Below are 23,423 nucleotides of genomic sequence, written 5' to 3'. Positions count from 1 at the left end.
CCGCCGGCCGAAACGACCACGTCGAAGCGCTCCGCAGGCAACGGCGGCAGCGGCGGCGCGACGAGCCCCGTGTAGATCACCCGGTCCTGGATGTCGGAGGTCAGGCGGAATGTCTCCTCCAGCCGGACGAATCCCGGATCACCGTGCACGAGCACGTGGTCGAAATGATCGCGGACGAGCGTGACGCTTTCCTCGTCGCGGCCGGGCTTGGTGCGGGCCTGCAGGATGTCCCGGACCGACGTGACGACAGCGGGCTTCGGGCGCCGCGCCCGGGCCGCTTCGAGCAGCGGCAAAAGCTCGAAGCGCACCTGCCGCCGGCCGAAGGGAAACGCCTCGATCATGAGGATGTCGGGCTCGACGTCGCGGAACGCGCCGAGCAGGAGATCGCGCCGCCGTGCCTCGAAGGCCGCGTCGACCGGCCGCCCGTCGATGTCGACCAGCCCGGAGAAGCCGGCGTCGCCGGACAGCACCGGCGGCAGGGCGACGTGGCCGACCCGCGACCCCGGAAAGCCGTCGATCGGCGCGCCGCCGGTGACGACGGTCGTCGGCATGCCGGCATTCGCCAGTGCATCGGCGATGCGGCTCGCGCGCGCCAGATGGCCGATGCCGAGCAGGTGCTGCACGTAGAAGAGGACGCGCGGCATCCCGGCCGACGGCCGGCTCATGCCGCCGTCCGCCAGACGTTTTCGAACAGCGTCTTCAACTGGGCGATCGAGGTGTGGTGGTCGAACTCGCTGCGCACGCGTCGCTCGGCCGCGTCGCCCAGGCGATGGCGCAGCGCCGGATCGCCAATCGCGCGGGCCAGCGCCGCCGCAAGCGCCCCGGCGTCCTCCGGCGCAACGAGCAGTCCGTTTTCGCCGTCGCGCAGCAGGTCGGGCACGCCCGAAACCTCGGTCGAGACGCACGGCAGGCGCTGGCTCGACGCCTCGACCAGCACGTTCGGCAATCCGTCCCGGTCGCCGTCCGCGGTGACGCGGCACGACAGCGCGAAGATGTCGGCGCTTCGGTACTGTGCCAGAACATCCGTCTGATCGAGCGCGCCCCTCCAAGTCACGCGGTCCGCGATGCCGAGAGCCGCCGCCTGCGCCTGAAGCGCGGCCAGCTTCTCGCCGCCGCCGATATGCTCGAAGCGCCAGCAGAGCTCCCGCGGCAGCAGGGCGAGCGCCTTGAGCAGGATGTCGAATCCCTTCTTCTCGACGGCCCGCCCGACACTGACGATGCGCACCGGGTCGGCCGCGTCGGTTCCGTCCCGCATGGAATGCGTGCCGGCGAAGGGCGCGAAACGGGCGAGGTCGAGGCCGTGATAGCTCAGGTGCACGTGGTCGCGGCCGTCGGCCAGCATGCGCAGGCGGTCGAAGCCCGGCAGATTGCAGGTGACCGCCCAGCGGGTCCGCCGCAGCTTGCCGGCGAGATCCCAGTCCGGCGAGGTCCAGATGTCCTTGGCATGGGCCGAGCAGGTCCACGGGATGCCGGTCATCGTGCTGGCATAGGCGGTGACGGATGCGGGCGTGTGGATGAAATGCGCATGCAGCCAGCGCGCGCCGTCCGGCCATTCGGCCGCGAGGACCGCCGCCTGGCCGAACCGGCGCACCCGGTTGCGGGTCGGGTCCTTGCGGAAATCGCGGAGGAAATCCGCCGCGGCGCGCCAGAAAGCCCGCTTCGGCAGGCCGGCCAGCAGCGCTTTCAGCACCCGCAGCGGCTCCTCGTGAAGATATTCCGGCAGGTAGCTCACCGGCGCGCGGATCTCGTCATGCACCGGATGGCGCCGGTCGTCGGTCGGCCGGCGCATGGCGACCAGCGCAAGCTCGAAACCGGCGCGCTCGAGGCCGAGGATTTCCTGCGCGATGAAGGTCTCCGACAGGCGCGGATAGCCCTTCAGAACGATGACGGTCTTACGCATGCCTGGCCTATCGCCCTTTCAGGGCTGCGACCTCGCCGACCGCACCCGAGTCGAGCAGCTGCCCCACGAGGTCGGAAATGTGCGGCAACCCCTCGAGCCGCATCGCCGACTGGCTCTGCGACGGACGCGGCCGTTCCGGCAGTGCCTTCAGCGCCGCGGCGAAGCGCAGCGGATCCTCCGCCTCCTCCGGCAGCAGCATGTCGATCAGCCCGAGCGCGCTCGCCCGCTTGGCGCGGATGAGCTGCTCCTCGCGCGGTGCGACGCGCGGCACGATCAGCGCCGGCTTGTCGAAGGAAAGGATCTCGCAATAGGTGTTGTAGCCGCCCATCGCCACCACCCCCTTGGCGCGCGCGATGAGTTCCTCCATGCGATTGTCGAACTCGATGATCTCGATCTGCGGGATCTTCGCGCCCTTGCGCATCAGCTTGTCGCGCTGCCGGGCGGGCATGTAGGGGCCGAGCACGATCAGCGCCTTGTGGATGAGGCCCGAATCCTGCTGGTAGGCATGGATCACGTCGTGGATGAGATCCGAGCCGTCGCCGCCGCCGCCGGTCGTCACCAGGATATAGTCCTCCCGCGGCTTGTGGCCGTGCATCTCGTCCTGCGCGACGCCGCGATGCAGGAAACCGACGAAATTCATCTTGGAACGGACCGCCACCGGCACGTCCAGCCCGCCGAGCGGATCGTAGAAATCCGGCGGACCGTAGACCCAGATGTCGTCGTAGAGCTGGGCGATCTTGCGCATCGTGTCGCTGCGCTTCCACTCCGCGTCGAGCAGGTGCGGTGCGTCCATGACCTCGCGCAGGCCCAGCACGAGGCTGGTGCCGCGCGTCTTCAGATAGGCGAGCGTCTCCTCCACCTCGCCGCGCAGCCCGAGCGGCTCCTTGTCGACGATGAAGATGTCCGGCTGGAAGGTCTCCGCCGTGTGGCGGATGATGGAGCGGCGCATCTTCAGCGTATCGTGGAGGTCGATATGCCGGTCCATCGACGTGTATTCGCCGTTGCGCAGCTTGATGACGCTCGGGATCTTCACGAAATCGACGCGCGCGCGGTAATCGAAGGCACCGGCGATCGTCGCGCCCGAGATGATGAGAATCTGCAGGCCGCGGAAATCCTCGACCAGCGAATGCGCGATGGCGCGGCATCGGCGCAGGTGACCGAGGCCGAACGTGTCGTGGCTGTACATCAGGATGCGCGCATCCTCGTGGCGTCGCGTCATGGTCTCGACCTCTTGCCAAAGCGGTGCCGAGCACGCCGAAGGGATTCGCGCCCCACCATTGCCAATTCCACCTATTTGTAGGGATCGGCCGCATCACGCAGACCGTCGCCCAGAAAGTTGAACGCCAGGATGACCAGGATGACCGGAACGGTCGGAAACAGCAGCCACGGATAGAAGGCGATGACGCTGACGCTGCGCGCCTCGGTCAGAAGAATGCCCCAGCTGGTGATCGGCGCGCGCAGCCCGAGGCCGAGGAAGCTCAGCGCCGTTTCGCCGAGGATCATGCCGGGAATGGAGATCGTCGCGGTGGCGATGAGATGCGACATGAAGCCCGGCACCAGGTGCCGCCCGATGATCCGCCGCGGCCTCGCACCCATCAGCTGGGCCGCCAGCACGTAGTCCTCCTCGCGCAGCGCAAGCAGCTTCGAGCGGACCGCGCGGGCAAGGCCGGTCCAGTCGAGCAGGCCGAGAATGAGGGTTATGCCGAGATAGACCAGAATCGGACTCCAGGTGACGGGCATGATGGCGGCGAGCGCCATCCAGAGCGGAATGCTCGGGATCGACTGCAATACTTCTATGACGCGCTGCACAATCAGGTCAAACGTGCCGCCGTGATAACCTGCCAGCCCGCCGATCACAATGCCGAGCACGAAACTGACGATGATGCCGAAGAGCCCGATCGTCAGCGAGATGCGCGCGCCGTAGATGATCCGCGACAGCACGTCGCGCCCGAGGCGGTCCGTGCCGAGCAGGTAGAGTTCACCACCCTCCGCCGGGCAGACGAAATGCAGGTCCGCGTCGAACAGCCCCCAGAAGCGATAGGAGTCGCCGCTGCAGAAGAAGCGCAGCCGCTGCACGTCCGTCGGGTCGTCGGTATAGACGCGGCGCAACGTCTCCATGTCGAGCGTCATGTCGCGCCCGTAGACGAAGGGGCCGACGAACTGCCCGTCGTCGAAGAGGTGCACGGGCTGCGGCGGCGCGTGGATGTAGTCGACGTTGCGGGTGTGAAGGCCGTAGGGCGCCAGGAACTCGGCGATGACGATCATCGCATACATGGCGAGGATGAAGATGCCGGAGATGAGCGCAAGCTTGTGCCGCTTGAACTTCCACCACATGAGCTTCATCTGGGAGGCACGGTAGACGCGCGACTGCCCCTCCGTCATCCGCTCCACGGACTGGGGGTCGAAGGGTTCCTGCGATACGAAATGGGAGAGCGGCGCACCGGGCTCGGGAATGGGTGACGTCACTTGGTACTCCCGCCTTGAAGCCGGATGCGCGGATCGAGGATGGCGAGGGCGATGTCGGAGACCAGTACGCCGATCACCGTCAGGAAGGCGAGGAACATCAGGAACGATCCGGCAAGGTACATGTCCTGGCTCTGCAGCGCCTTGATCAGCATCGGGCCGGTCGTCTCGAGCGAGAGCACGATCGCCGTGATCTCGGCGCCGGAAATGATGGCCGGCAGGATGGAGCCGATGTCGGAGATGAAGAAGTTGAGAGACATGCGCAGCGGGTATTTGACGAGGGCGCGGAACGGGGGCAGGCCCTTCGCCCGCGCCGTCACCACATACTGCTTCTGGAGCTCGTCGAGAAGGTTGGCCCGCAGCCGCCGGATCATGCCGGCCGTGCCGGCCGTGCCGATGATCAGCACGGGAATCCACAGATGCTCGAGGATGGACTTGGCCTTCGCCCAGCTCATCGACTGGCCGAGATACTCCTGGTCCATCAGGTGGCCGATCGAGGTGCCGAACCAGATATTGGCGAAATACATGAGGATCAGCGCCAGCATGAAGTTGGGGATGGCGATGCCGATCAGCCCGACGAAGGTAAGGCCGTAGTCACCCCAGGAATACTGGTGGGTCGCCGAGTAGATGCCGATCGGGAAGGCGATGACCCAGGTGACCATGATCGTCACGAAGGAGACGAGCATGGTGAGCCAGAGCCGGTCGCCGACGACGTCGCTGACCGGCAGGCGGTACTCGAAGGAATAGCCGAAATCGCCGGTCAGCATGCCGCCGAGCCAGTGGAAATAGCGGATCGGCGCCGGCTGGTCGAACCCGTAGCGCTCGCGCAGCGCCTCGATCTCGGCCATGTCGGCCGCCTCGCCCATGGCGCGCAGTTCCGCGACGTAGCTTTCGAAATAGTCGCCGGGCGGAAGTTCGATGATGCTGAAGACGAGCGCGGAGATGAGCAGGAGCGTGGGGATCATGGCGGCGGTCCGCCAGACGATGTAGCGCAGCATGGTCAGGCTTCCTCCACGTACCAGAAGGTGTCAGGCTTGTAGACGCCGAGATAGCAGGTGGGATCGAAGCCGAAGAGTCCCTTGTCCGGAACGTTCTCCAGCCGCGCCGACCGGACGACCGGCTGCAGCGTGCCGTTGACGATGCCGATGGAATAGACCTGGTCGGCGTGGATGGCGAGCATCTCGCCCCAGATGGCGCGCCGCTCCTGGCGGGTGGCCGAAATCTGCCATTCGTCGAGAAGGGCGACGAGCCGCTTGACCTCGGGCAGCGTCGGCGCTTCGCCGGTGCTGCCGCCGGACAGGTAATGCGCGCCCCAGATCGGCCATTGCAGCTGGTCCTCGGCCGTCGGCGCCAGCGGCTTCGGCGACATGTCCGAGGTCGGCACGCCGTTGTCCAGCCCGAACCACAGCGACATCGTGACCTCGCCGGAGATCGCCCGGCTGCGGAAGACGTCCCGCTGCGAGGTGCGGATGAAGAGCGCGATGCCGATCTTGCGCCAGTGGTCGGTCACCAGCTCCAGCACGTCCGTCTCCAGATTGCTCTCGCCGGTCGTCTCGATGATGATCTTGGCGCTGCGGCCGTCCGGCAGCAGCCGGATGCCGTCGCTGTCGCGCTCGACGAGCCCGATCTCGTCGAGCAGCGCATTCGCCCTGTCGGGATCGTGCTTCGCCCAGGCCTCGGCATAGTCGGCCTTGTAGAGCGGGCTTTCCGGCAACACCGTGTCGGCGCTCGGCGTGCCGAGGCCGAAGAAGGCGGCCATGTTGATCTCGCGGCGGTCGATGGCGATCGACAGCGCCCGGCGCATGCGCACATCCTGGAAGAGCGTGCGCCAGACCGTGTCGCGGCAGTTGAGATTGGGCAGGATCGCGAGCCGCGAGCCCTGCGTCTTCTTCCACAGGTCGACCTTCATGGGATAGCGCTTCTCCGCATCCTTCAGGAAGGTGAAGTCGATGAAGTCGAGGCCGACGAACTGCAGGTCCACCTCGCCCGCGCCCGTCTTGGCCGGAATGATGTCGGGCGAGCTGACATTCAGCACGAAGCGGTCGATATAGGGCAGCTGCAGGCCGTTCTCGTCGACGCGGTGATAGTAGGGATTGCGTTCGAAGACGAACTGGGCGGCCGGCGGCGAAATGGTGTTGCGCCAGGGATCCAGCGTCGGAAGGTCGGGATTTTCCGGCCGGTAGGTGCGCGACATCTTGGTATGCAGGTCCGTCCAGTCCTCGACGCGCTCCTGCCGGACCAGCGCGGAAAGCCGGATATTGTCCTGATACTTGGCGTGGAACTGCTTCATGTAATGGGCGGGCAGCATCAGCACCAGGGGCTGCGGACCGGCGAGTCGCGGCAGGAATTCGGGCTTCGGCGTTTCCCAGGAATACCGCACGGTATATTTGTCGATCACTTCGAAATGCGGCGGTTTGCCCTGCGAGAGAAGCTCGACCGGCAGGCCGCCGCGCTTCAGTTCCTTGTTGAGGAGCACGTCCTCCCAGTAGTAGCGGAAATCCTCGGACGTCAGATAGTGTCCGTCCGACCAGCGATGGCCCTCGCGCAGCCGGAAGGTGTAGATGCGGTCGTCGACCTGCTCGAAGCTCTCGGCGACGTCCGCATGAAGCTCGAGGTCGGTGTCGTAGCCGACGAGGCGCGTATAGCCGAAGATCGTCATGTGGCGGATGTCGCGCTGGCCGCCGATCAGCATGCGCACGCTGCCGCCGTAGCGGCCGGGCTTCTGGCCGCCGGCGGCGAGATCGATGACGCGCGGCGTCTTCGGCAGGCGATCCTTCATGGCCGGAAGCTGCGCCGCCTTGAGCAGCGGCGCGAGGAATGCCGGTTCGACGGCCCCGCCGCGCGCGGCGGCAGGCAACAGCGTCGAGGCGAGAAGTCCGAGGGCTGTCCTGCGCGTGATCACGGCCGCAACTCCCGGATATCCGCGGTGCGGCGGGCAAGAACGAGGTGGCCGGCGCCGAGATCGGCCGCGGCGAGCGCCTCCTCGCCCGGTTCCTCGCGGAACTGATGGTCCCAGCCCGTCATGTCGGCGGCACCGCGGTTCTTGAGGGACGGAAAGTCGAGCGGACGGTCGAGGTCCGGGAACGGCACGGCGGCAAGAAGCGAACGGGTATAGGGATGCACCGGCGCCTGCATCAGCGTCTCGCGCGGCGCAAGCTCGACGATGCGGCCGCCGCACATGACGGCGATCCTGTCGGCCATGTAGTCGACGACCGCCAGATTGTGCGAGATGAAAAGATAGGTCAGCCCGAGATCGGCCTGCAGGTCCTTCAGCAGGTTCAGGATCTGCGCCTGCACCGAAACGTCGAGTGCCGAGACCGGCTCGTCGCAGATGAGGAGGTCGGGACCGAGGGCAAGGGCGCGCGCGATGCCGATGCGCTGGCGCTGGCCGCCGGAAAAGCTGTGCGGATAACGGCTCAGGTAGTGTCTGTCGAGACCGATCACCTCCATCAGCCTCGCCGCCATCTCGCGCCGGCTCTTCGCCGAACCGCGCTCGTGGATTTCCAGCGGCTCCGTCAGGATGTTCTGCACCGTCATGCGCGGCGAGAGCGAGGAGACGGGATCCTGGAACACCATCTGGATCTTGGTGCGCAGGTTCTTGAGTTCCCGTCCCCTGGCGGAAAGCACGTCGATCTGCCCGGCGCCGCCGTTGAACGTGATCGAACCCGAATCCGGCGTCACCGCGCGCATCAGCATCTTGCTGACCGTCGTCTTGCCGCAGCCGCTCTCGCCGACGAGGCCCAGGCATTCGCCGCGGCGGATATCGAAGCTGACATCGTTCACCGCCTTGACGGCCGTCGCCTCCGCCTTCTGGAAGAAGCCGGAACGGCGGGTCGTGAAGGATTTCTCGAGATTGCGCACCGAGAGCAGGATGCCGGCATCGTCGCCCGCGGGCGCGTTCTGCCGGCCGAGCAGCGCGCTCGCCTTGACCGGCACCTCGCGCAGCGCCTTCAGCCGTTCGCCCGGCTTCATGTCGAAATGCGGCACGGCGTGCATCAGGCCCTTCAGATAGGCATGGGTCGGTCGCCGGAAGATGTCCTCGACGGTGCCCGCCTCCATGATGCGGCCGTGATAGATCACCACCACCTCGTCGGCGACGTTCGCCACCACGCCGAGATCGTGGGTGATCAGCAGCATCGCCATATTGAGCTTTTCCTGCAGCTCCCGCAGGAGCTTCAGGATCTGCGCCTGGATCGTCACGTCGAGCGCGGTCGTGGGTTCGTCTGCGATGAGGAGCGCCGGCCGACAGATGAGCGCCATGGCGATCATCGCACGCTGCCGCATGCCGCCGGACAGTTCGAACGGATACATGTCGTGGGCGCGCGCCGGGTCGGGAAAACCCACGAGCCCGAGCATCTCGATCGTACGCGCGCGCTGTTCGGCGGCGGATGCACCCTCATGCACCTTGAGGACCTCGCCGATCTGGTTGCCGATCGTGTGGAGCGGCGACAGCGACGTCATCGGCTCCTGGAAGATCGTGGCCATGCGGCGGCCGCGCAAGGCGCGGATCGCCGGGCCGTCGGTCGGAAGCTTGGCGAGGTCCACCGGCGGGCCGGCGGCCAGCGGGTCGTCGAACAGGATACGGCCGGATGCCGTCGCGATGCTTGGCAGGATACCCATCACAGCCTGGCTGATGACGGATTTGCCCGAGCCGGACTCGCCGACGAGCGCGGTTACCCTGCCCGGCAGCACGCGCAGGCTGGCGCCTCTGACAGCGTCCACCCGGCCCCCCAGCAATGCGAACGAGACGTCCAGCCCCTCGATCCGCAGCAAATCCTTCCCTGAGGTCATGCCGGGAAGTTCCCCTTATTCCTGAGCCCTCTTGGCTTTTGCGCGGCAGACTAGCTCAGCGATTGGGGAGTGTCCATGGCTATCGGCGGGCCCGCGCGGGGCCCGTCGCGACGCATTCCGGGTCGGCCTGAACAGGCCTTCTTCAGCCGGTCTCCGCCTGCTGCTGCTCGGGGCGGAGGCGGTCGACGAGATGCAGCCTCGGCCGCTGGGCGTTGCGGTAGAGCAGCATCACCTGCTCGGCCGTCGAATGCCGGTCCATGCTGCGGTTGTCGAGCATTTCCGTCGCCTCGAGCCGCATGTTGGCTTCCAGCGGCTGCATCACGGTGAACTTCTGGCCGACACCGCGCAGCTTCTCCTCGCCCAGCGTCGACCATTCGCCGCCGGAATAGGTGGAGAAGGACTGGCTCGCGATGATCGGCTTGTTGTACTTCTTGGTCAGCACCTGCAGGCGCTGCACCTCGTTGACCGCCGCGCCGAAGGCGGAGAAGGTCAGCCTGTCCTTGAGGCCCACATTGCCGAACATCACGTTGCCCATGTGCAGGCCGATGCCGTAGCGGATTTCGCCGAGCCTGCGGCCCTTCCGGCCGCGGTTGAGCTCGCGCATGCGCGCCGCGGCCTGGCGGACGGCCGTCATGGCGGCGCGGGCGGCGACCTGCGACGGCTCGCGGTGGCGCCCGCAGGGATAGACGGCGAGAAAGCCGTCGCCGACGAAGCTCAGGATCTCGCCGCCATTGCGGTTGAACGGCGTCGCGATCGCGTCGAAGAACTCGTTCAGCGTGTCGATATAGGCCTGCCGGCCCTCGCGCTCCGCAAGCAGCGTCGACTGGCGCATGTCGGCCATGACGAGGGCGGCGCGGATCGTCTCGCCGTCGCCGCGCCGGATCTGCCCCGACAGCACGCGCTGCCCGGCATTGCCGCCGAGATAGGTCATCAGCATGTTGCCCGCGAGCTTGCCGAGGACCGCCATCTTGGCGGCGACCGCCAGGCTGTTCTGGATGCGCAGCAGGGCATCGATCACATTGTCGCTGAACCCTTCGGCGGCGTCGGTCGACCAGGAGCCCACCATGCCCTGGCCCGCCTCCTCGCCGAAGGACTGGACGAAGGCGAGATAGTCCGTGGCGCCCAGCGCCTTCAGGTCGTCGAACACCGGGAACTCGGACGGCGCGGCGGGATCGATCCGCCGCCGCAGGTGATCGAGATTGTTGCTGAGCAGGTGGTAATAGGGGCTGAGCAGGAAGCGCGACGGCTCGCTGTCCTCGCTCTGCGCCCTGAAGCCCTCCATCGTGACGCCCTGCCCGCGCAGCCACGTGAAGCCGAGCGCATCGTAGAGCGGATGCAGCATCGAGAAGCTCAGGTGCACGCGCACGAGCGGCAGGCCCGCGGCGGCGAGCCGCTCGCAGAAACCCGAGACGAGATATTCGAGGCTTTCGCCATTCAGTGCCGCCTGCTTCAGCCAGGAAGACACCCGATCGAGAAGGGTACTCGACACATCGGCACGCGCTGCGTTCATCGCTCGGTCCATCTGCTGCAAATGAAAAGGGCCGACGCGGGGGCCGGCATAAACGGGTTTCGGCGCCGTATGCATTGGACGCCGAAGCCAAAAACAATATAAGTGCTTCGCGACCCATTACCAGTTTCCGCGCAGACAAAATGCTCCGCCCGCCGGAGCGGCCGCCGAACCCTCCCCCGGGCGGCGGTTAAGAAGGACGGTTGTTCCACCGCATGACGAGCCCTCTCTTTTCCCTCGCAACCCTGGAAAAATCGATCGAGTCACGCACGGCCCGCGTCGGCGTCATCGGGCTCGGCTATGTCGGCCTGCCGCTCGCCATGGCGGTCGCGACCGCCGGCTTTCCGGTGACCGGCTTCGACATCGACGTCGCGAAGCCGGCGGCGCTGAACGCCGGGCGCTCCTATATCGAGGCGGTGCCGGATGCGGTGCTCGCCGACCGGCTGGAGCGCCGCCTCTTCGCCGCGACGGCGGATTTCGCCGCGCTCGCCGCCTGCGACGTCGTCGTCGTCTGTGTGCCGACGCCGCTGACCCGCCACCGCGACCCGGACCTCTCCTTCGTCATCGGCACGGCGAAGACCATCGCGGCGCACATGCGGCCCGGCCAGCTCGTCGTGCTCGAATCGACCACCTATCCCGGCACGACCGACGAGGTGGTCAAGCCGATCCTCGAGGCAGCGGGTTTCGTCTCCGGCCGCGACGTCTTCATCGGCTATTCGCCGGAGCGCGAGGATCCCGGCAACCGGCACTTCGAGACCTCCACCATCCCGAAGGTCGTGGCGGGCGACGGGCCGGATGCCGCCCGGCTGATGGCCGCCTTCTACGGCGCCGTCGTCAGGACCGTCGTGCCGGTCTCGGGCAATGCGACGGCGGAGGCGGTGAAGCTCACCGAAAACGTCTTCCGGGCCGTCAATATCGCGCTCGTCAACGAACTGAAGGTCGTCTACGAGGCGATGGGCATCGACATCTGGGAGGTGATCGAGGCGGCCAGGACGAAGCCCTTCGGCTACATGCCCTTCTATCCCGGCCCCGGTCTCGGCGGCCACTGCATCCCGATCGATCCCTTCTACCTCACCTGGAAGTCGCGCGAATTCGACCTGCCGACCCGCTTCATCGAGCTTGCCGGCGAGATCAATTCGGCCATGCCCCGCCACGTCGTCGGCCGGCTCGCCGAGGCGCTCGACCGCATGCGGGGCCAGGCGCTCAGCCGTTCAAAGGTGCTGGTGATCGGGCTTGCCTACAAGAAGAACGTGCCGGACATCCGCGAAAGCCCGTCGCTGAAACTCATCGAGCTCGTCGAGGAGCGCGGCGGCGCGGCGGATTTCCACGATCCGTTCGTGGGCGAGATCCCGGCGACGCGCGAACATGCCGCGCTGAAGGGCCGGCGCTCCGTGCCGCTCGCCCCGGCGGCGATCGCCGCCTACGATGCCGTGCTGATCGCGACCGACCACGACGGCATCGACTACGCGGCGATCGCCGCGCACGCCAAGCTGGTGGTCGACACGCGCAACGTCTTCGCCCGCCACGCCATCACCGCCGACACCATCGTCAAGGCCTGACCGGGCCGAACGCCACTTCCACGACGGACCCCCTCCCGCCATGAGTCGCCTCGACAGCTTCATCCGCCGCCTCAGCGCCCAGCGCGATATCCTGAACCACGTCGCCGACGCGATCGCCCTGCCGGGCGGGCCGGTGCTGGAGATCGGCCTCGGCAACGGCCGGACCTTCAACCATCTCCGGGAAAAATTCCCGGGGCGGCGCATTGTCGCCTTCGACCGGGCGCTCGCCGCCCACGGCTCTTCGGTGCCGCCGGACGAGGATCTGGTGATCGGCGAGATCCGCGAGACCGGCGCCGGCTTCGCCGGCTGCGGCGCGGCGCTCGTCCATGCGGATATCGGCACCGGTTACGACGAGAAGGATGCGGTGACGCTCACCTGGCTGCCGCAGATGGTGGCGGCGATGCTCGCACCGGCCGGGCTCGCCGTCAGCGGCCTGCCGCTCGACGAGCCGTCGCTTGCGCCGCTGCCGCTGCCGGCTGCCGTCGAGGACGGGCGCTACTTCCTCTATCGAAAGGCCTGACGCGGCCCGGCCGATACCGGTCCGGCCCTATCGATGGTCGGCGGCGAAGACGGTGCTCGCCTCGCTGACGATCGAGACATGGGCATAGGCGGCGCGGGCCGCACCCTCCGCGTCGGCGCGCAGGATCGCCGTGACGATCTCCTGGTGTTCGGCATAGGATTTCGCAAGCCGCCCGGCGAGCCGGAACTGCGCGTGGCGGAACGGCGCGAGCCGCGCCCGGGTCTGCGTCACCATCTCGAAGATGTGGTCGTTGTGCGCGCCGCGGTAGAGCCGCGTGTGAAAGTCCATGTTGTGGGCCGCGTAGGCCTCCTGGTCGCCCGCATGCACGAGGCGCATCGACGCGCGGTGCATGAGATCCAGGCCGCGGCGCTCCTCCACCGTCATGCGTTCCGCCGACAGGCGGGCGCAGATGCGCTCGAGTTCGGCCATCGCCTCGAACATCACGGACAGATGGCTGTCGGTGACGTTGGTGACGACGGCGCTGCGGTTCGGCTGCCGGCCGACGAGGCCCATGGCGCAGAGCTGGCGCAGCGCCTCGCGCACCGGCGTGCGCGACACGTCGAAGCGGGCGGCGAGCGACAGTTCGTCCAGCCTCTCGCCGGGCTGCATCTGGCCCGTCACGATCAGGTCGGCAACCGCCCGGACCATCTGCTCGACGGTCGTTCCGGCCCGGATCACATCCTTTCGTTTCTTCTTTTCCGTCACGCGCGACTCTTTTCAGCAACCTGCATACAGATGCCCGTTCGCCGCAACAGTGTCAAACGGCAAGCTTAAACGACGAAAATCATTCACAGTTTTTCCAAATCCGGCCGGCATCGGACATGCTGTTCGACCTCTGCGCCGGTGAAATTTTATGCCTGTTTTCCATAAAGCATGATTTTTATGCAAAATAACGATCAAACTGCATGCAGTTTTATCTATCAGTGATGTCTGATCTAAAATTTCTAAGCTATTTCAACGACAAGATTTCTGGCATGGCGATTGCATACAGTTTCATGTACCCGTTTCGAACCCGGCGTCCGCCGCCGCAAGGAGCATCCGATGACCAAACTCCTTTCCCCGTCCGCCACCTTTTCCCGCCGCAGCTTCCTCAAGGCCTCCGCCACCGGCGCGGCCGTCGTCGGCCTTGCGCCGACCGGCCTGCTCTCGCCCGCCATGGCGCAGGCGGCGCTCACCGTCGGCTTCGTCTATGTCGGCCCCAAGGACGACTACGGCTACAACCAGGCCCATGCCGAGGGCGCGGCGATGCTGAAAGAGATGGCCGGCGTCACGGTCGTCGAGGAAGAAAACGTGCCGGAGACCGTCGATGTCCAGAAGACGATGGAATCGATGATCAATCTCGACGGCGCGACGCTCGTTTTCCCGACCTCCTTCGGCTATTTCGACCCCCACATGCTGGAGATGGCGAAGAAGTATCCGGACATCCAGTTCCGCCACTGCGGCGGGCTGTGGACCGAGGGCACGCATCCGGAGAACACCGGCTCCTATTTCGGCTATATCGGCCAGGGGCAGTATCTGAACGGCATCGCCGCCGCCTATGCCTCGAAGAGCAAGAAGATCGGCTTCGTCGCCGCCAAGCCGATCCCGCAGGTGCTGCAGAACATCAATTCCTTCCTGCTCGGCGCGCGCTCGGTCGATCCGGCGATCACCTGCCAGGTGATCTTCACCGGCGAATGGTCGCTCGCCGTCAAGGAGGCGGAGGCGACCAACGCGCTTGTCGATCAGGGCGCCGACGTCATCACCTGCCATGTGGACAGCCCGAAGGTCGTCGTCGAGACCGCCGCCGGCCGCGGCGCCTTCGTCTGCGGCTACCATGCCAACCAGAGCCCGCTGGCGCCGGAAAAGTACCTCACCGGCGCCGAATGGGCCTGGGGCAACGTCTATTCCGACTTCGTCAAGAAGGCGCAGGCCGGCGAGGCACTCGGCAATTTCGTGCGCGGCGGCCTGAAGGACGGCTTCGTCAAGATGAGCCCGCTCGGGCCGGCCGTGCCGGAGGAAGGCCGCAAGGCGTTCGACGCGACGCTCGCCGAGATGATGGCCGGCGGCTACTCGATCTACAAGAACGGCCTCAAGGACAACAAGGGCACCGTCGTCGTCCCGGAGGGCACTGCGCTCGCCGAGGACGCGATCGAGCTCGAAAGCATGAGCTACCTCGTCGAAGGCGTCGTCGGCTCGACCTCTTGAACCCGGGAGCGGCAGGATCATGACGATCGAAGCCAACATGCCCGTCACGCCGCTTGCGGAGAGGGCCGGACAGTTCCGGCCCCTCCTCGAATGGCTGGCACGGCGCGCCGAGCCGCTGGCGATCGCGCTCTTTGCGATCCTCGTCGGCCTGGCGCTCTTCTCGCTGTTCATCGCGATCCTCGGCAAGTCGCCGGTCCAGCTCTTCCAGATCATGTATGCCGGGGGCTTCGGAAGCTGGTTCTCGATCCAGAACTCGCTGAGCCGGGCGGCACCGCTGCTGCTCACCGCGCTCTGCGTCGCGCTCCCCGCGCGGCTCGGGCTGGTGGTGATCGGCGCCGAAGGGGCGGTCGTGCTGGGCGGTGTCGCCGGCGCCGCCATGGCGCTGCCGCTGGTCGGCATCGCACCCCCGGCGCTGACCTGGCTCTTCATGGCCCTCGCCGGCATGGCGGTCGGCGGCCTCTGGATCGGGCTCTCCGGCCTGCTGCGCCACTATCGCGGCGTCAACGAGACCATCGCCTCGCTGCTGCTTGCCTATATCGCCATCGCCCTGATGAACCACCTGATCGAGGGGCCGCTGCGCGATCCCGCAAGCCTCAACAAGCCGTCCACGGCGCCGCTGCCGCCGGACTACATGCTCGGCAACATCCCCGGCATGGACGTGCACTGGGGCCTCGTCGTCGGCGTCGTCGCCTGCATCGTCTCCTATGTGCTGATCGAGTGGACGAGCTTCGGCTTCGCCGCGCGCGTCGCCGGCGGCAATGTCCGCGCCGCGCAGATCCAGGGCCTTCCGGTCGGCCGCCTCATCGTCGGCTTCACGGCGATCGCCGGCGCCTTTGCCGGGCTTGCGGGCATGATCGAGGTCGCCGCCGTGCAGGGCAGCGCCAATGCCTCGCTTGCCGCCGGCTACGGCTATACCGGCATCCTCGTCGCCTTCCTCGCCCGCCACAATCCGCTGGCGATCATTCCCGTCGCCATCCTGCTCGGTGGCATCGACGCGTCGGGCGGCCTCATCCAGCGGCGCATGGGCCTGCCGGATGCGACGGTGCTCGTGCTGCAGGGCACGCTCTTCGTCGTCATCCTGTTCTGCGAGACACTCTACGGCCGCTTCCGCGTCTTCAACCCCGATCTCTGGAAAAGGAGCGCATGATGGAGGACATCGGTCTCTGGGGCGTGCCGCTCGCCATCCTCGCCGGCGCCATCCGCGTCTCCACGCCCTTCATCTTCGTCTCGCTCGGCGAGGCGATCACCGAGCGCTCCGGCCGCATCAATCTCGGCCTGGAAGGCACGCTGGTCTTCGGCGCGATGACCGCCTACGGCGTCGCGGTGATGACGCTGTCGCCCTGGCTCGGCGTTTTGGCGGCGATGGCAGCCGGCGCCGTCTTCGGCCTCATCCACGGCTGGATCTGCAAGTTTCCCAAGGTCAACGACATCGCGATCGGCATCGCCATGATGCAGTTCGGCCTCGGGCTCGCCTTCTTCCTCGGCAAACCCTTCATCCAGCCCTCCGCGCCAAAGCTCCCCTCCATCCCCTTCGGCGGCTGGTCGGACATTCCGCAGGTGCAGTCGGCGCTCAACATCAACGCGCTGTTCCTGATCGGCGCGGCGCTCGCCGTCTTCCTCTGGTGGGCCTTCCGCAACACGCGGATCGGCCTCATCCTGCGCGTCGTCGGCGACAGTTCGGATGCCGCCCGCGCGATGGGCCTGAACCCGGACACGGTGCGGCTGCTGGCAACGGCGGTCGGCGGCTCGCTGGCGGCGGTCGGCGGCGCCTATCTGTCGCTCTTCTATCCGGGCTCGTGGAACGAGGGCATCTCGTCGGGTCAGGGCCTGATGGCCGTCGCGCTTGTCATCTTCGCGCGCTGGAACCCGATCGGCTGCTTCCTCGCGGCCCTGCTCTTCGGCGGCGCCGGCGCACTCGGCCCGGCACTTCAATCCGTCGGCGTCACGCAGGGCTACTACCTCTTCTATGCCGCCCCCTACGTGCTGACGCTGGCGATCCTGGTCGCCACCTCCTCACCCACCCGCTCGCTCGCCGGGGCGCCGGGCGCGCTGTCGATCACCAAGTGAGAACGAAAGGACCAAAACCATGAACGGTCTCGGCGGACTCAACAAGTCGGAGCACGGCGTCGGCATCGGTCTCGTCCAGCTCCAGCTTCCGAACACGGTGACGAAAGAGGATCTCGCGCGACAGACGCGAACGATCGTCGACCTCGTCGGCAAGGCGCGGCGCAACCAGCCGGGCATGGACCTCGTCGTCTTCCCGGAATACGCCCTGCACGGGCTCTCGATGGACACCAATCCGGAGATCATGTGCCGGCTCGACGGGCCGGAGGTCGCGGCCTTCAAGGCGGCCTGCCGGGACAACTGCATCTGGGGCTGCTTCTCCCTCATGGAGTTCAACCCCGGCGGCATGCCCTACAATTCCGGCATCGTCATCGACGACCGGGGCGAGCTGAAGCTCTATTACCGCAAGATGCATCCCTGGGTGCCGGTCGAGCCGTGGGAGCCGGGCGACCTCGGCATTCCGGTCATCGACGGGCCGAAGGGCGCGAAGCTCGCGCTCATCATCTGCCATGACGGCATGTTCCCCGAGATGGCGCGCGAATGCGCCTACAAGGGTGCCGAGATCATGATCCGCACCGCCGGCTACACGGCACCGATCCGCGAGTCCTGGCGCTTCACCAACCAGTCGAATGCCTTCTGCAACCTGATGGTGACGGCGAATGTCTGCATGTGCGGCACGGACGGCACCTTCGATTCGATGGGCGAAGGCATGATCTGCAATTTCGACGGCACCATCATCGCGCATGGCACGAGCGGCCGGGTCAACGAGATCATCACGGCGGAGGTCCGGCCGGATCTCGTGCGCGAGGCGCGGCTCGGCTGGGGCGTCGAGAACAACATCTACCAGTTCGGCCATCGCGGCTATGTCGCGGTCGAAGGCGGCGCGGGCGACGCGCCCTACAGCTACATGCACGACCTCGTCGCGGGCCGCTACCGGCTGCCCTGGGAAGACGCGGTCAAGGTCACGGACGGCACCTCCTGCGGCTTCGACAGGCCGACGAGGCGCTTTGGCGAAACCTTCAGGCTTGCGGGCGAATAGGAGCGGGACGATGGATGCGATGGTGGAAAGCACGGGCCATTTTATTGACGCCGACCCCTATCCCTGGCCGTACAACGGAGACTTGCGCCCCGATAATACGGCGCTGATCATCATCGACATGCAGACCGACTTCTGCGGCAAGGGCGGCTATGTCGACCACATGGGCTATGATCTCTCGCTGGTGCAGGCGCCGATCGAACCGATCAAGACGGTGCTGACCGCCATGCGCGCCAAGGGCTATCACATCATCCACACCCGCGAGGGCCATCGCCCGGATCTGGCCGACCTTCCCGCCAACAAGCGCTGGCGCTCGCAGCGCATCGGCGCCGGCATCGGCGATTCCGGCCCATGCGGCCGCATCCTGGTGCGCGGCGAACCCGGCTGGGACATCATTCCGGAGCTCTATCCGCTCGCAGGCGAGACGATCATCGACAAGCCGGGCAAGGGCTCCTTCTGCGCCACCGACCTCGAGCTGATCCTCAACCAGAAGCGCATCGAGAACATCGTGCTCACCGGCATCACCACCGACGTCTGCGTCTCGACCACCATGCGCGAGGCGAACGACCGCGGCTTCGAGTGCCTGCTGCTGGAAGACTGCTGCGGCGCGACCGACCACGGCAATCACCTCGCCGCGATCAAGATGGTGAAGATGCAGGGCGGCGTCTTCGGCTCCGTCTCCAGTTCCGCGACCTTCGTGAGCCAACTGCCATGAACAAGCTGATCGGTGAAATTCCGCCGGCAAAGGCCGTTCCCGCCGTCGGCATCGAGACGGTGGACATGACCATGCGCTTCGGCGCCTTCACGGCGCTGGACCACGTCTCGATCAGGGTGCCGGCCGGCTCCTTCCATGCGCTGCTCGGCGAGAACGGCGCCGGCAAGTCGACGCTCGTCAAGTGCATCATGGGCTTCTACCACCAGACGTCCGGCCAGCTTCAGGTCGACGACCGCGAGGTGGCGATCGCCTCGCCGCGCGACGCGGCGACCCTCGGCCTCGGCATGGTCTACCAGCATTTCACGCTCGTGCCGTCGCTGACGGGCGCGGAAAACCTCGTCATCAACCGCACCGACGTGCCCGCCGTCATCAACTGGGCGAAGGAGAAGAAGGCGCTCGCCGCCTTCATGGAGACGATGCCCTTCACCATCCCGCTCGAAAGGCCCGTCAGCGAGCTTGCCGCCGGCGAAAAGCAGAAGCTGGAGATCGTCAAGCAGCTCTATCTCGGCCGCCGCTTCCTGGTGCTCGACGAGCCGACCTCGGTGCTGACGCCGGCCGAGGCCGACGAGATGCTCGGCCTGGTGCGCGGCATGACGGAGCGCGGTGAACTGACCGTGCTGATGATCAGCCACAAGTTCCACGAGGTGACGAAATTCGCCGATGCGGTCTCGGTGCTGCGGCGCGGCAGGCTGACCGGCACCGGCAAGGTCTCCGAGCTTTCGACCGCCGACATGGCGGCGATGATGATCGGTGACGTCAAGCTCGCCGAGCTCGACACCCGCCTGCCGGTTCCCGACGACGCAAGGCCGGTGCTTGCCGTCAGCAAGGTCAGGGCGCCGGACCGCACCGGCCTCAAGACGATCGACATCGACAACCTCGTGGTGCGCTCCGGCGAGATCGTCGGCATCGCCGGCATTTCCGGCAACGGCCAGAAGGAACTCGCCGAGGTGCTGGCCGGCCAGCGGCCCGCCGAGACCGGCAAGGTGACCGTCAAGGGCAAGGCCTATGGCGCGACGCGGCCGGAAACGCGGGCCAACAACGTGCGCTTCATTCCGGAGGAACCGCTGGCGAACGCCTGCGCGCCGCGCATGACGGTGACGGAAAACCTCGCCTTCCGCACCTTCGACGTGGCGAAGGACGGCTCGGAGGCGATCTGGCTCGACGGGCGCGGCATGAAGAAGCGCGCCGGATCGCTGATCGCCGATTTCAAGGTGAAGACCGCCTCCCCCGCCTCGCCGATCGCCGCGCTTTCCGGCGGCAACGTGCAGCGCGCGGTGCTGGCGCGCGAACTGACGGGGGCGGTCGACCTGCTGATCGTCTCCAACCCCTGCTTCGGCCTCGACTTCTCCGCCGTCGCCGAAATCCGCGCCCGCATCATGAAGGCGCGCAATGCCGGCACGGCCGTGCTGCTGATGTCGGAGGACCTCGACGAGCTGATGGAGATGTCCGACCGGATCATGGTCATGTCGGACGGTAGGCTCGTCTACGAGACGCCGGCGCGCGAGGCGGACATATCCGTCATCGGCGCCCATATGGCGGGGCATCACTGATGGCGGAACTCAAGGCAGAACCCTTCGCCTTTCCGCTCCGGAGAGACGCCGTGGCGCTCGTCGTCATCGACATGCAGCGCGACTTCGCCGAGGAAGGCGGCTTCGGCGCGAGCCTCGGCAACGACGTCAGCCGCGTCACACGGATCGTGCCGGACGTGAAGCGGCTGATCGAGGGCTTTCGCGCGGCCGGCCTGCCGGTGATCCACACGATGGAGTGCCACCGGCCGGACCTCTCCGACCTGCCGCCGGCAAAACGCGACCGCGGCGCGCCGGCGCTCCGGATCGGCGACGATGGCCCGATGGGCCGCATCCTGATCGCCGGCGAACCGGGCACCGCGATCCTGCCCGAGCTTGCACCGGTCGATGGCGAGATCGTCATCGAGAAGCCCGGCAAGGGCGCCTTCTACGCGACGCCGCTCGGCGACATCCTGAAGGACAAGGGCATCGCGCAACTGGTCTTTGCCGGCGTGACGACGGAGGTCTGCGTGCAGACGACGATGCGCGAGGCGAACGACCGGGGCTACGAATGCCTGCTGGTCGAGGAGGCGACGGAGAGCTACTTTCCCGAGTTCAAGGCGGCCGCCATCGCGATGATCCGCGCGCAGGGCGCGATCGTCGGCTGGACGGCGAGGCTCGATGCCGTGCTGGAGGCGATCGCCGATGCCTGAGACGACGCGCGAAAACCTCGCTGGCGGCGGCTGGAAGGACCTCGCTTTCGGCCCCTTCCGCGACGGCGTGACGCTGCACTGGATCAAGCCCTTCGAGGGCGACCAGCCGGGCGTGGCGCTGCTGAAATACGAGGCGGGCGCGGTCGTGCCGCGCCATCGCCACGAGGGGCTGGAGACGATCCTCGTGCTGCATGGCACCCAGTCCGACGAGACCGGCGACTACGGCGCCGGAACCTATATCGTGAACGCCGCCGGCACGGAGCATTCCGTCTGGAGCGACACGGGCTGCGTCGTGCTCATCCAGTGGGACCGGCCGGTGACCATCTTCGAGTGACGATCCTGATGCGGAGCAAGACATGAGCATGAACCAGCCCTTCGACATCGCGTCGCTGCACGCGGCCTATGCGAACGGACTGACGGTGGAGGCGGTGATCGACCTGGTCTTCGCCCGTCTCGCGGCGGCCGGCGATCCGGGCATCTTCCTGCATCTCGCCGAGCGGGAAACGCTGATGCAGCAGGCGGCGGCGCTCGGCTCTTTCGATCCCGCCGAAAGGCCGCTCTGGGGCATTCCCTTCGCCGTCAAGGACAATATCGACGTCGCCGGCATGCCGACCACCGCCGCCTGCCCGGACTACGCCTATCTTCCGGCCAACGACGCCACCGTCGTCGGCCTGCTGAAGGCGGCCGGCGCGCTCGTCGTCGGCAAGACCAATCTCGACCAGTTCGCCACCGGCCTCGTCGGCGTGCGCACGCCCTATCCGGTGCCGCGCAACGCCATCGACCCGACGCTGGTGCCCGGCGGCTCCTCCTCCGGCTCGGCGGTCGCCACGGCGCGCGGCATCGTCTCCTTCGCGCTCGGCACCGATACCGCCGGCTCCGGCCGCATCCCGGCCGGCCTCAACAACATCGTCGGCCTCAAGCCGAGCGCCGGCGCGCTGTCCGCCACCGGCGTCATTCCCGCCTGCCGCACGCTCGACTGCGTCTCCGTCTTCGCGCTGACCGTCGACGACGCCTGGCGGGTCTTTTCGGTCGCGGCCAGGCCCGACGAGACGGACGCCTATTCGCGGCCGATGCCGGCCACCGGCTACGGCGTGCTGCCGCCCGTGCTGTCGATCGGCGTGCCGGCCCCGGCCGACCGGCAGTTCTTCGGCGATGCCGCGATGCAGGCCGCCTACGAGGACGCGCTTTCGGCCCTTTCGGCGGAGGGTCACCGGCTCGTCGAGCTGCCCTTCGGCGATTTCTACGCGACCGCCAACCTGCTCTACGAGGGTGCCTGGGTGGCCGAGCGCTATGCCGCGATCAGCGCCTTCTTCGATGCGCACGCGGAGAGCCTCCACCCGGTGACGCGAACGATCTACGGCGGGGCGAAGAGCCTCACCGCCGCCGACGCCTTCAAGGGTCTCTACGCCCTGCAGGCGCTGAAGCGGCAGGTGGCGCCGCTGATCGCCTCGGTGGACCTCATCTGCGTGCCGACCGCGCCCAGGCACTACACCGTGGCCGATCTCGCCGCCGAGCCGATCCGCGAGAATTCCCGCCTCGGCACCTACACCAATTTCGTCAACCTGCTCGATCTCTGCGGCATCGCGGTGCCGACAGGCACGCGTTCAGACGGCCTGCCGGCAAGCGTCACGCTGCTCGCACCGGCCGGCCGCGACGGACTTGCCGCCTCGCTCGCCGCCGCGGTCCATCGCCGCACCGGGCTTCCCCTCGGTGCCACCGGCTGGGCGCAGCCGGCGGCCGTCGAGGCCGCGTCCGCCGGTCGGGACGACGGGCTGATCGATCTCGTCGTCGTCGGCGCGCATCTGGCGGGCATGCCGCTCAACGGCCAGCTCCGCGCACTCGGCGCCCGCTTCGGCCGCGCCGCACGCACGGCGGACTGCTACCGGCTCTATGCGCTCGCCGGCACGGTGCCGCCGAAGCCCGGCCTGGTCCGCACCGAGCCCGGCCGGGGCGCGGAGATCGAGGTCGAGGTCTGGCGGCTGGAGCCGGCCGCCTTCGGCCGCTTCGTGGATGCGATCCCGGCGCCCCTCGGCATCGGCACGATCGCGCTTGCGGACGGCACGTCCGCGAAGGGTTTCCTGGCGGAGGCCGCAGCGCTTGCCGGTGCCAGCGACATCACCGCCTATCGCGGCTGGCGCGCCTACCGGCAGGGCTCGGCGGCCTGAGAGCCGCGCTCAGCCGAGCTTCAGCCGGTAGCGCACGTGGCCGTCCTCCTGCGCATAGCTGTCATAGAGCTTTCGCGCCCGGGCATTGTCGCGGTTGGTGTGCCAGTAGAGCCGCGACCAGCCGCGCACCCGGCAGATCGCCACCAGGTCGTCGATCAGCGCCCGGCCGATGCCCCTGCCGCGGGCGCGCTCGGCGAGGAACAGGTCCTCCAGGTAACAGTCGGGCGTCATCACCCAGGTCGAATCGTGGTGATGGTGGACGGCGAACCCCGCCATGCCCCCCTCGTCGACCGCCACGCGC

Annotated in this window: 21 protein-coding genes; 11 read left to right on the top strand and 10 right to left on the bottom strand. The window is 67.3% G+C overall.

Annotation, left to right across the window (positions count from 1 at the left end; all coding sequences use genetic code 11):
- The 8 genes from LXM94_RS21045 to LXM94_RS21010 form a co-directional block, all read right to left on the bottom strand.
- The coding region (locus tag LXM94_RS21045; RefSeq protein WP_408015674.1) for a glycosyltransferase family protein at positions 1–665 on the bottom strand (665 nt) is incomplete at its 3' end.
- Positions 662–1,900, bottom strand: a complete 1,239-nt coding sequence (locus LXM94_RS21040) for a glycosyltransferase (protein ID WP_235773424.1) — start codon at positions 1,898–1,900, stop codon at positions 662–664. The genes LXM94_RS21040 and LXM94_RS21045, both read right to left, overlap by 4 nt.
- Before the next feature lie 7 nt (positions 1,901–1,907).
- On the bottom strand, positions 1,908–3,119 hold the full coding sequence (locus LXM94_RS21035; protein WP_235773423.1) for a glycosyltransferase family protein: 1,212 nt from the start codon (positions 3,117–3,119) through the stop codon (positions 1,908–1,910).
- Between the two features lie 71 nt (positions 3,120–3,190).
- Positions 3,191–4,366, bottom strand: coding sequence for an ABC transporter permease (locus tag LXM94_RS21030; RefSeq protein ID WP_235773422.1), 1,176 nt, complete (start codon positions 4,364–4,366; stop codon positions 3,191–3,193).
- Complete coding sequence (locus LXM94_RS21025) at positions 4,363–5,361, bottom strand: ABC transporter permease (protein WP_235773421.1); 999 nt, start codon at positions 5,359–5,361, stop codon at positions 4,363–4,365. The genes LXM94_RS21030 and LXM94_RS21025 overlap by 4 nt, the downstream gene beginning before the upstream one ends.
- Before the next feature lie 2 nt (positions 5,362–5,363).
- Complete coding sequence (locus LXM94_RS21020; RefSeq protein WP_235773420.1) at positions 5,364–7,265, bottom strand: ABC transporter substrate-binding protein; 1,902 nt, start codon at positions 7,263–7,265, stop codon at positions 5,364–5,366.
- On the bottom strand, positions 7,262–9,154 hold the full coding sequence (locus tag LXM94_RS21015; RefSeq protein WP_235773419.1) for an ABC transporter ATP-binding protein: 1,893 nt from the start codon (positions 9,152–9,154) through the stop codon (positions 7,262–7,264). The genes LXM94_RS21020 and LXM94_RS21015 overlap by 4 nt, the downstream gene beginning before the upstream one ends.
- A 142-nt stretch (positions 9,155–9,296) precedes the next feature.
- Positions 9,297–10,664, bottom strand: coding sequence for an adenylate/guanylate cyclase domain-containing protein (locus LXM94_RS21010; protein ID WP_235773418.1), 1,368 nt, complete (start codon positions 10,662–10,664; stop codon positions 9,297–9,299).
- Positions 10,665–10,876: 212 nt separating this feature from the next.
- Between LXM94_RS21010 and LXM94_RS21005 the strand changes: the two genes are divergently transcribed.
- Both LXM94_RS21005 and LXM94_RS21000 read left to right on the top strand, forming a co-directional pair.
- Complete coding sequence (locus tag LXM94_RS21005) at positions 10,877–12,220, top strand: nucleotide sugar dehydrogenase (protein ID WP_235773417.1); 1,344 nt, start codon at positions 10,877–10,879, stop codon at positions 12,218–12,220.
- Between the two features lie 40 nt (positions 12,221–12,260).
- On the top strand, positions 12,261–12,740 hold the full coding sequence (locus LXM94_RS21000) for a class I SAM-dependent methyltransferase (protein ID WP_235773416.1): 480 nt from the start codon (positions 12,261–12,263) through the stop codon (positions 12,738–12,740).
- Positions 12,741–12,767: 27 nt separating this feature from the next.
- On the opposite strand, the gene LXM94_RS20995 is transcribed toward LXM94_RS21000, so the two are convergent.
- The gene (locus tag LXM94_RS20995) at positions 12,768–13,388 is read right to left on the bottom strand and encodes a GntR family transcriptional regulator (protein WP_235773426.1); all 621 of its coding nucleotides are present in this window, start codon (positions 13,386–13,388) and stop codon (positions 12,768–12,770) included.
- Between the two features lie 393 nt (positions 13,389–13,781).
- On the opposite strand from LXM94_RS20995, the gene LXM94_RS20990 reads away from it, so the two are divergent.
- Genes LXM94_RS20990 through atzF form a run of 9 tightly spaced genes read left to right on the top strand, consistent with a single transcriptional unit; the run spans position 13,782 to position 23,122 of the window.
- The gene (locus LXM94_RS20990) at positions 13,782–14,924 is read left to right on the top strand and encodes a BMP family ABC transporter substrate-binding protein (RefSeq protein ID WP_235773415.1); all 1,143 of its coding nucleotides are present in this window, start codon (positions 13,782–13,784) and stop codon (positions 14,922–14,924) included.
- A gap of 19 nt (positions 14,925–14,943) precedes the next feature.
- The gene (locus LXM94_RS20985) at positions 14,944–16,071 is read left to right on the top strand and encodes an ABC transporter permease (RefSeq protein WP_235773414.1); all 1,128 of its coding nucleotides are present in this window, start codon (positions 14,944–14,946) and stop codon (positions 16,069–16,071) included.
- Positions 16,068–16,991, top strand: a complete 924-nt coding sequence (locus LXM94_RS20980) for an ABC transporter permease (RefSeq protein WP_408015673.1) — start codon at positions 16,068–16,070, stop codon at positions 16,989–16,991. Before LXM94_RS20985 ends, LXM94_RS20980 begins: the two co-directional genes overlap by 4 nt.
- A 19-nt stretch (positions 16,992–17,010) precedes the next feature.
- On the top strand, positions 17,011–18,027 hold the full coding sequence (locus LXM94_RS20975) for a formamidase (protein ID WP_235773413.1): 1,017 nt from the start codon (positions 17,011–17,013) through the stop codon (positions 18,025–18,027).
- A gap of 10 nt (positions 18,028–18,037) precedes the next feature.
- Entirely contained in the window at positions 18,038–18,739 is a 702-nt protein-coding gene (gene biuH, locus LXM94_RS20970) for a biuret amidohydrolase (RefSeq protein WP_235773412.1), read from the top strand.
- On the top strand, positions 18,736–20,289 hold the full coding sequence (locus LXM94_RS20965; RefSeq protein WP_235773411.1) for an ABC transporter ATP-binding protein: 1,554 nt from the start codon (positions 18,736–18,738) through the stop codon (positions 20,287–20,289). Before biuH ends, LXM94_RS20965 begins: the two co-directional genes overlap by 4 nt.
- Positions 20,289–20,957 (top strand): cysteine hydrolase family protein, encoded by a 669-nt coding sequence (locus LXM94_RS20960; protein ID WP_235773410.1) that lies wholly within the window; start codon positions 20,289–20,291, stop codon positions 20,955–20,957. Before LXM94_RS20965 ends, LXM94_RS20960 begins: the two co-directional genes overlap by 1 nt.
- Positions 20,950–21,291: a cupin domain-containing protein gene (locus LXM94_RS20955; protein WP_235773409.1), complete on the top strand. Its 342-nt coding sequence runs from the start codon at positions 20,950–20,952 to the stop codon at positions 21,289–21,291. Before LXM94_RS20960 ends, LXM94_RS20955 begins: the two co-directional genes overlap by 8 nt.
- Positions 21,292–21,313: 22 nt before the next feature.
- Positions 21,314–23,122: an allophanate hydrolase gene (atzF, locus tag LXM94_RS20950; protein ID WP_235773408.1), complete on the top strand. Its 1,809-nt coding sequence runs from the start codon at positions 21,314–21,316 to the stop codon at positions 23,120–23,122.
- A 9-nt stretch (positions 23,123–23,131) separates the two neighbouring features.
- Here the strand turns inward: atzF and LXM94_RS20945 are convergent.
- A partial coding sequence (locus LXM94_RS20945) for a GNAT family N-acetyltransferase (RefSeq protein ID WP_235773407.1) occupies positions 23,132–23,423 on the bottom strand: 292 nt, incomplete at its 5' end.

The sequence above is a fragment of the Rhizobium alarense genome, assembly GCF_021555155.1.
Taxonomy (GTDB): domain Bacteria; phylum Pseudomonadota; class Alphaproteobacteria; order Rhizobiales; family Rhizobiaceae; genus Rhizobium_D; species Rhizobium_D alarense.
The sequence above is the reverse complement of the archived record's forward strand: the minus strand, read 5'-3'. Positions and strand labels throughout refer to the sequence as shown.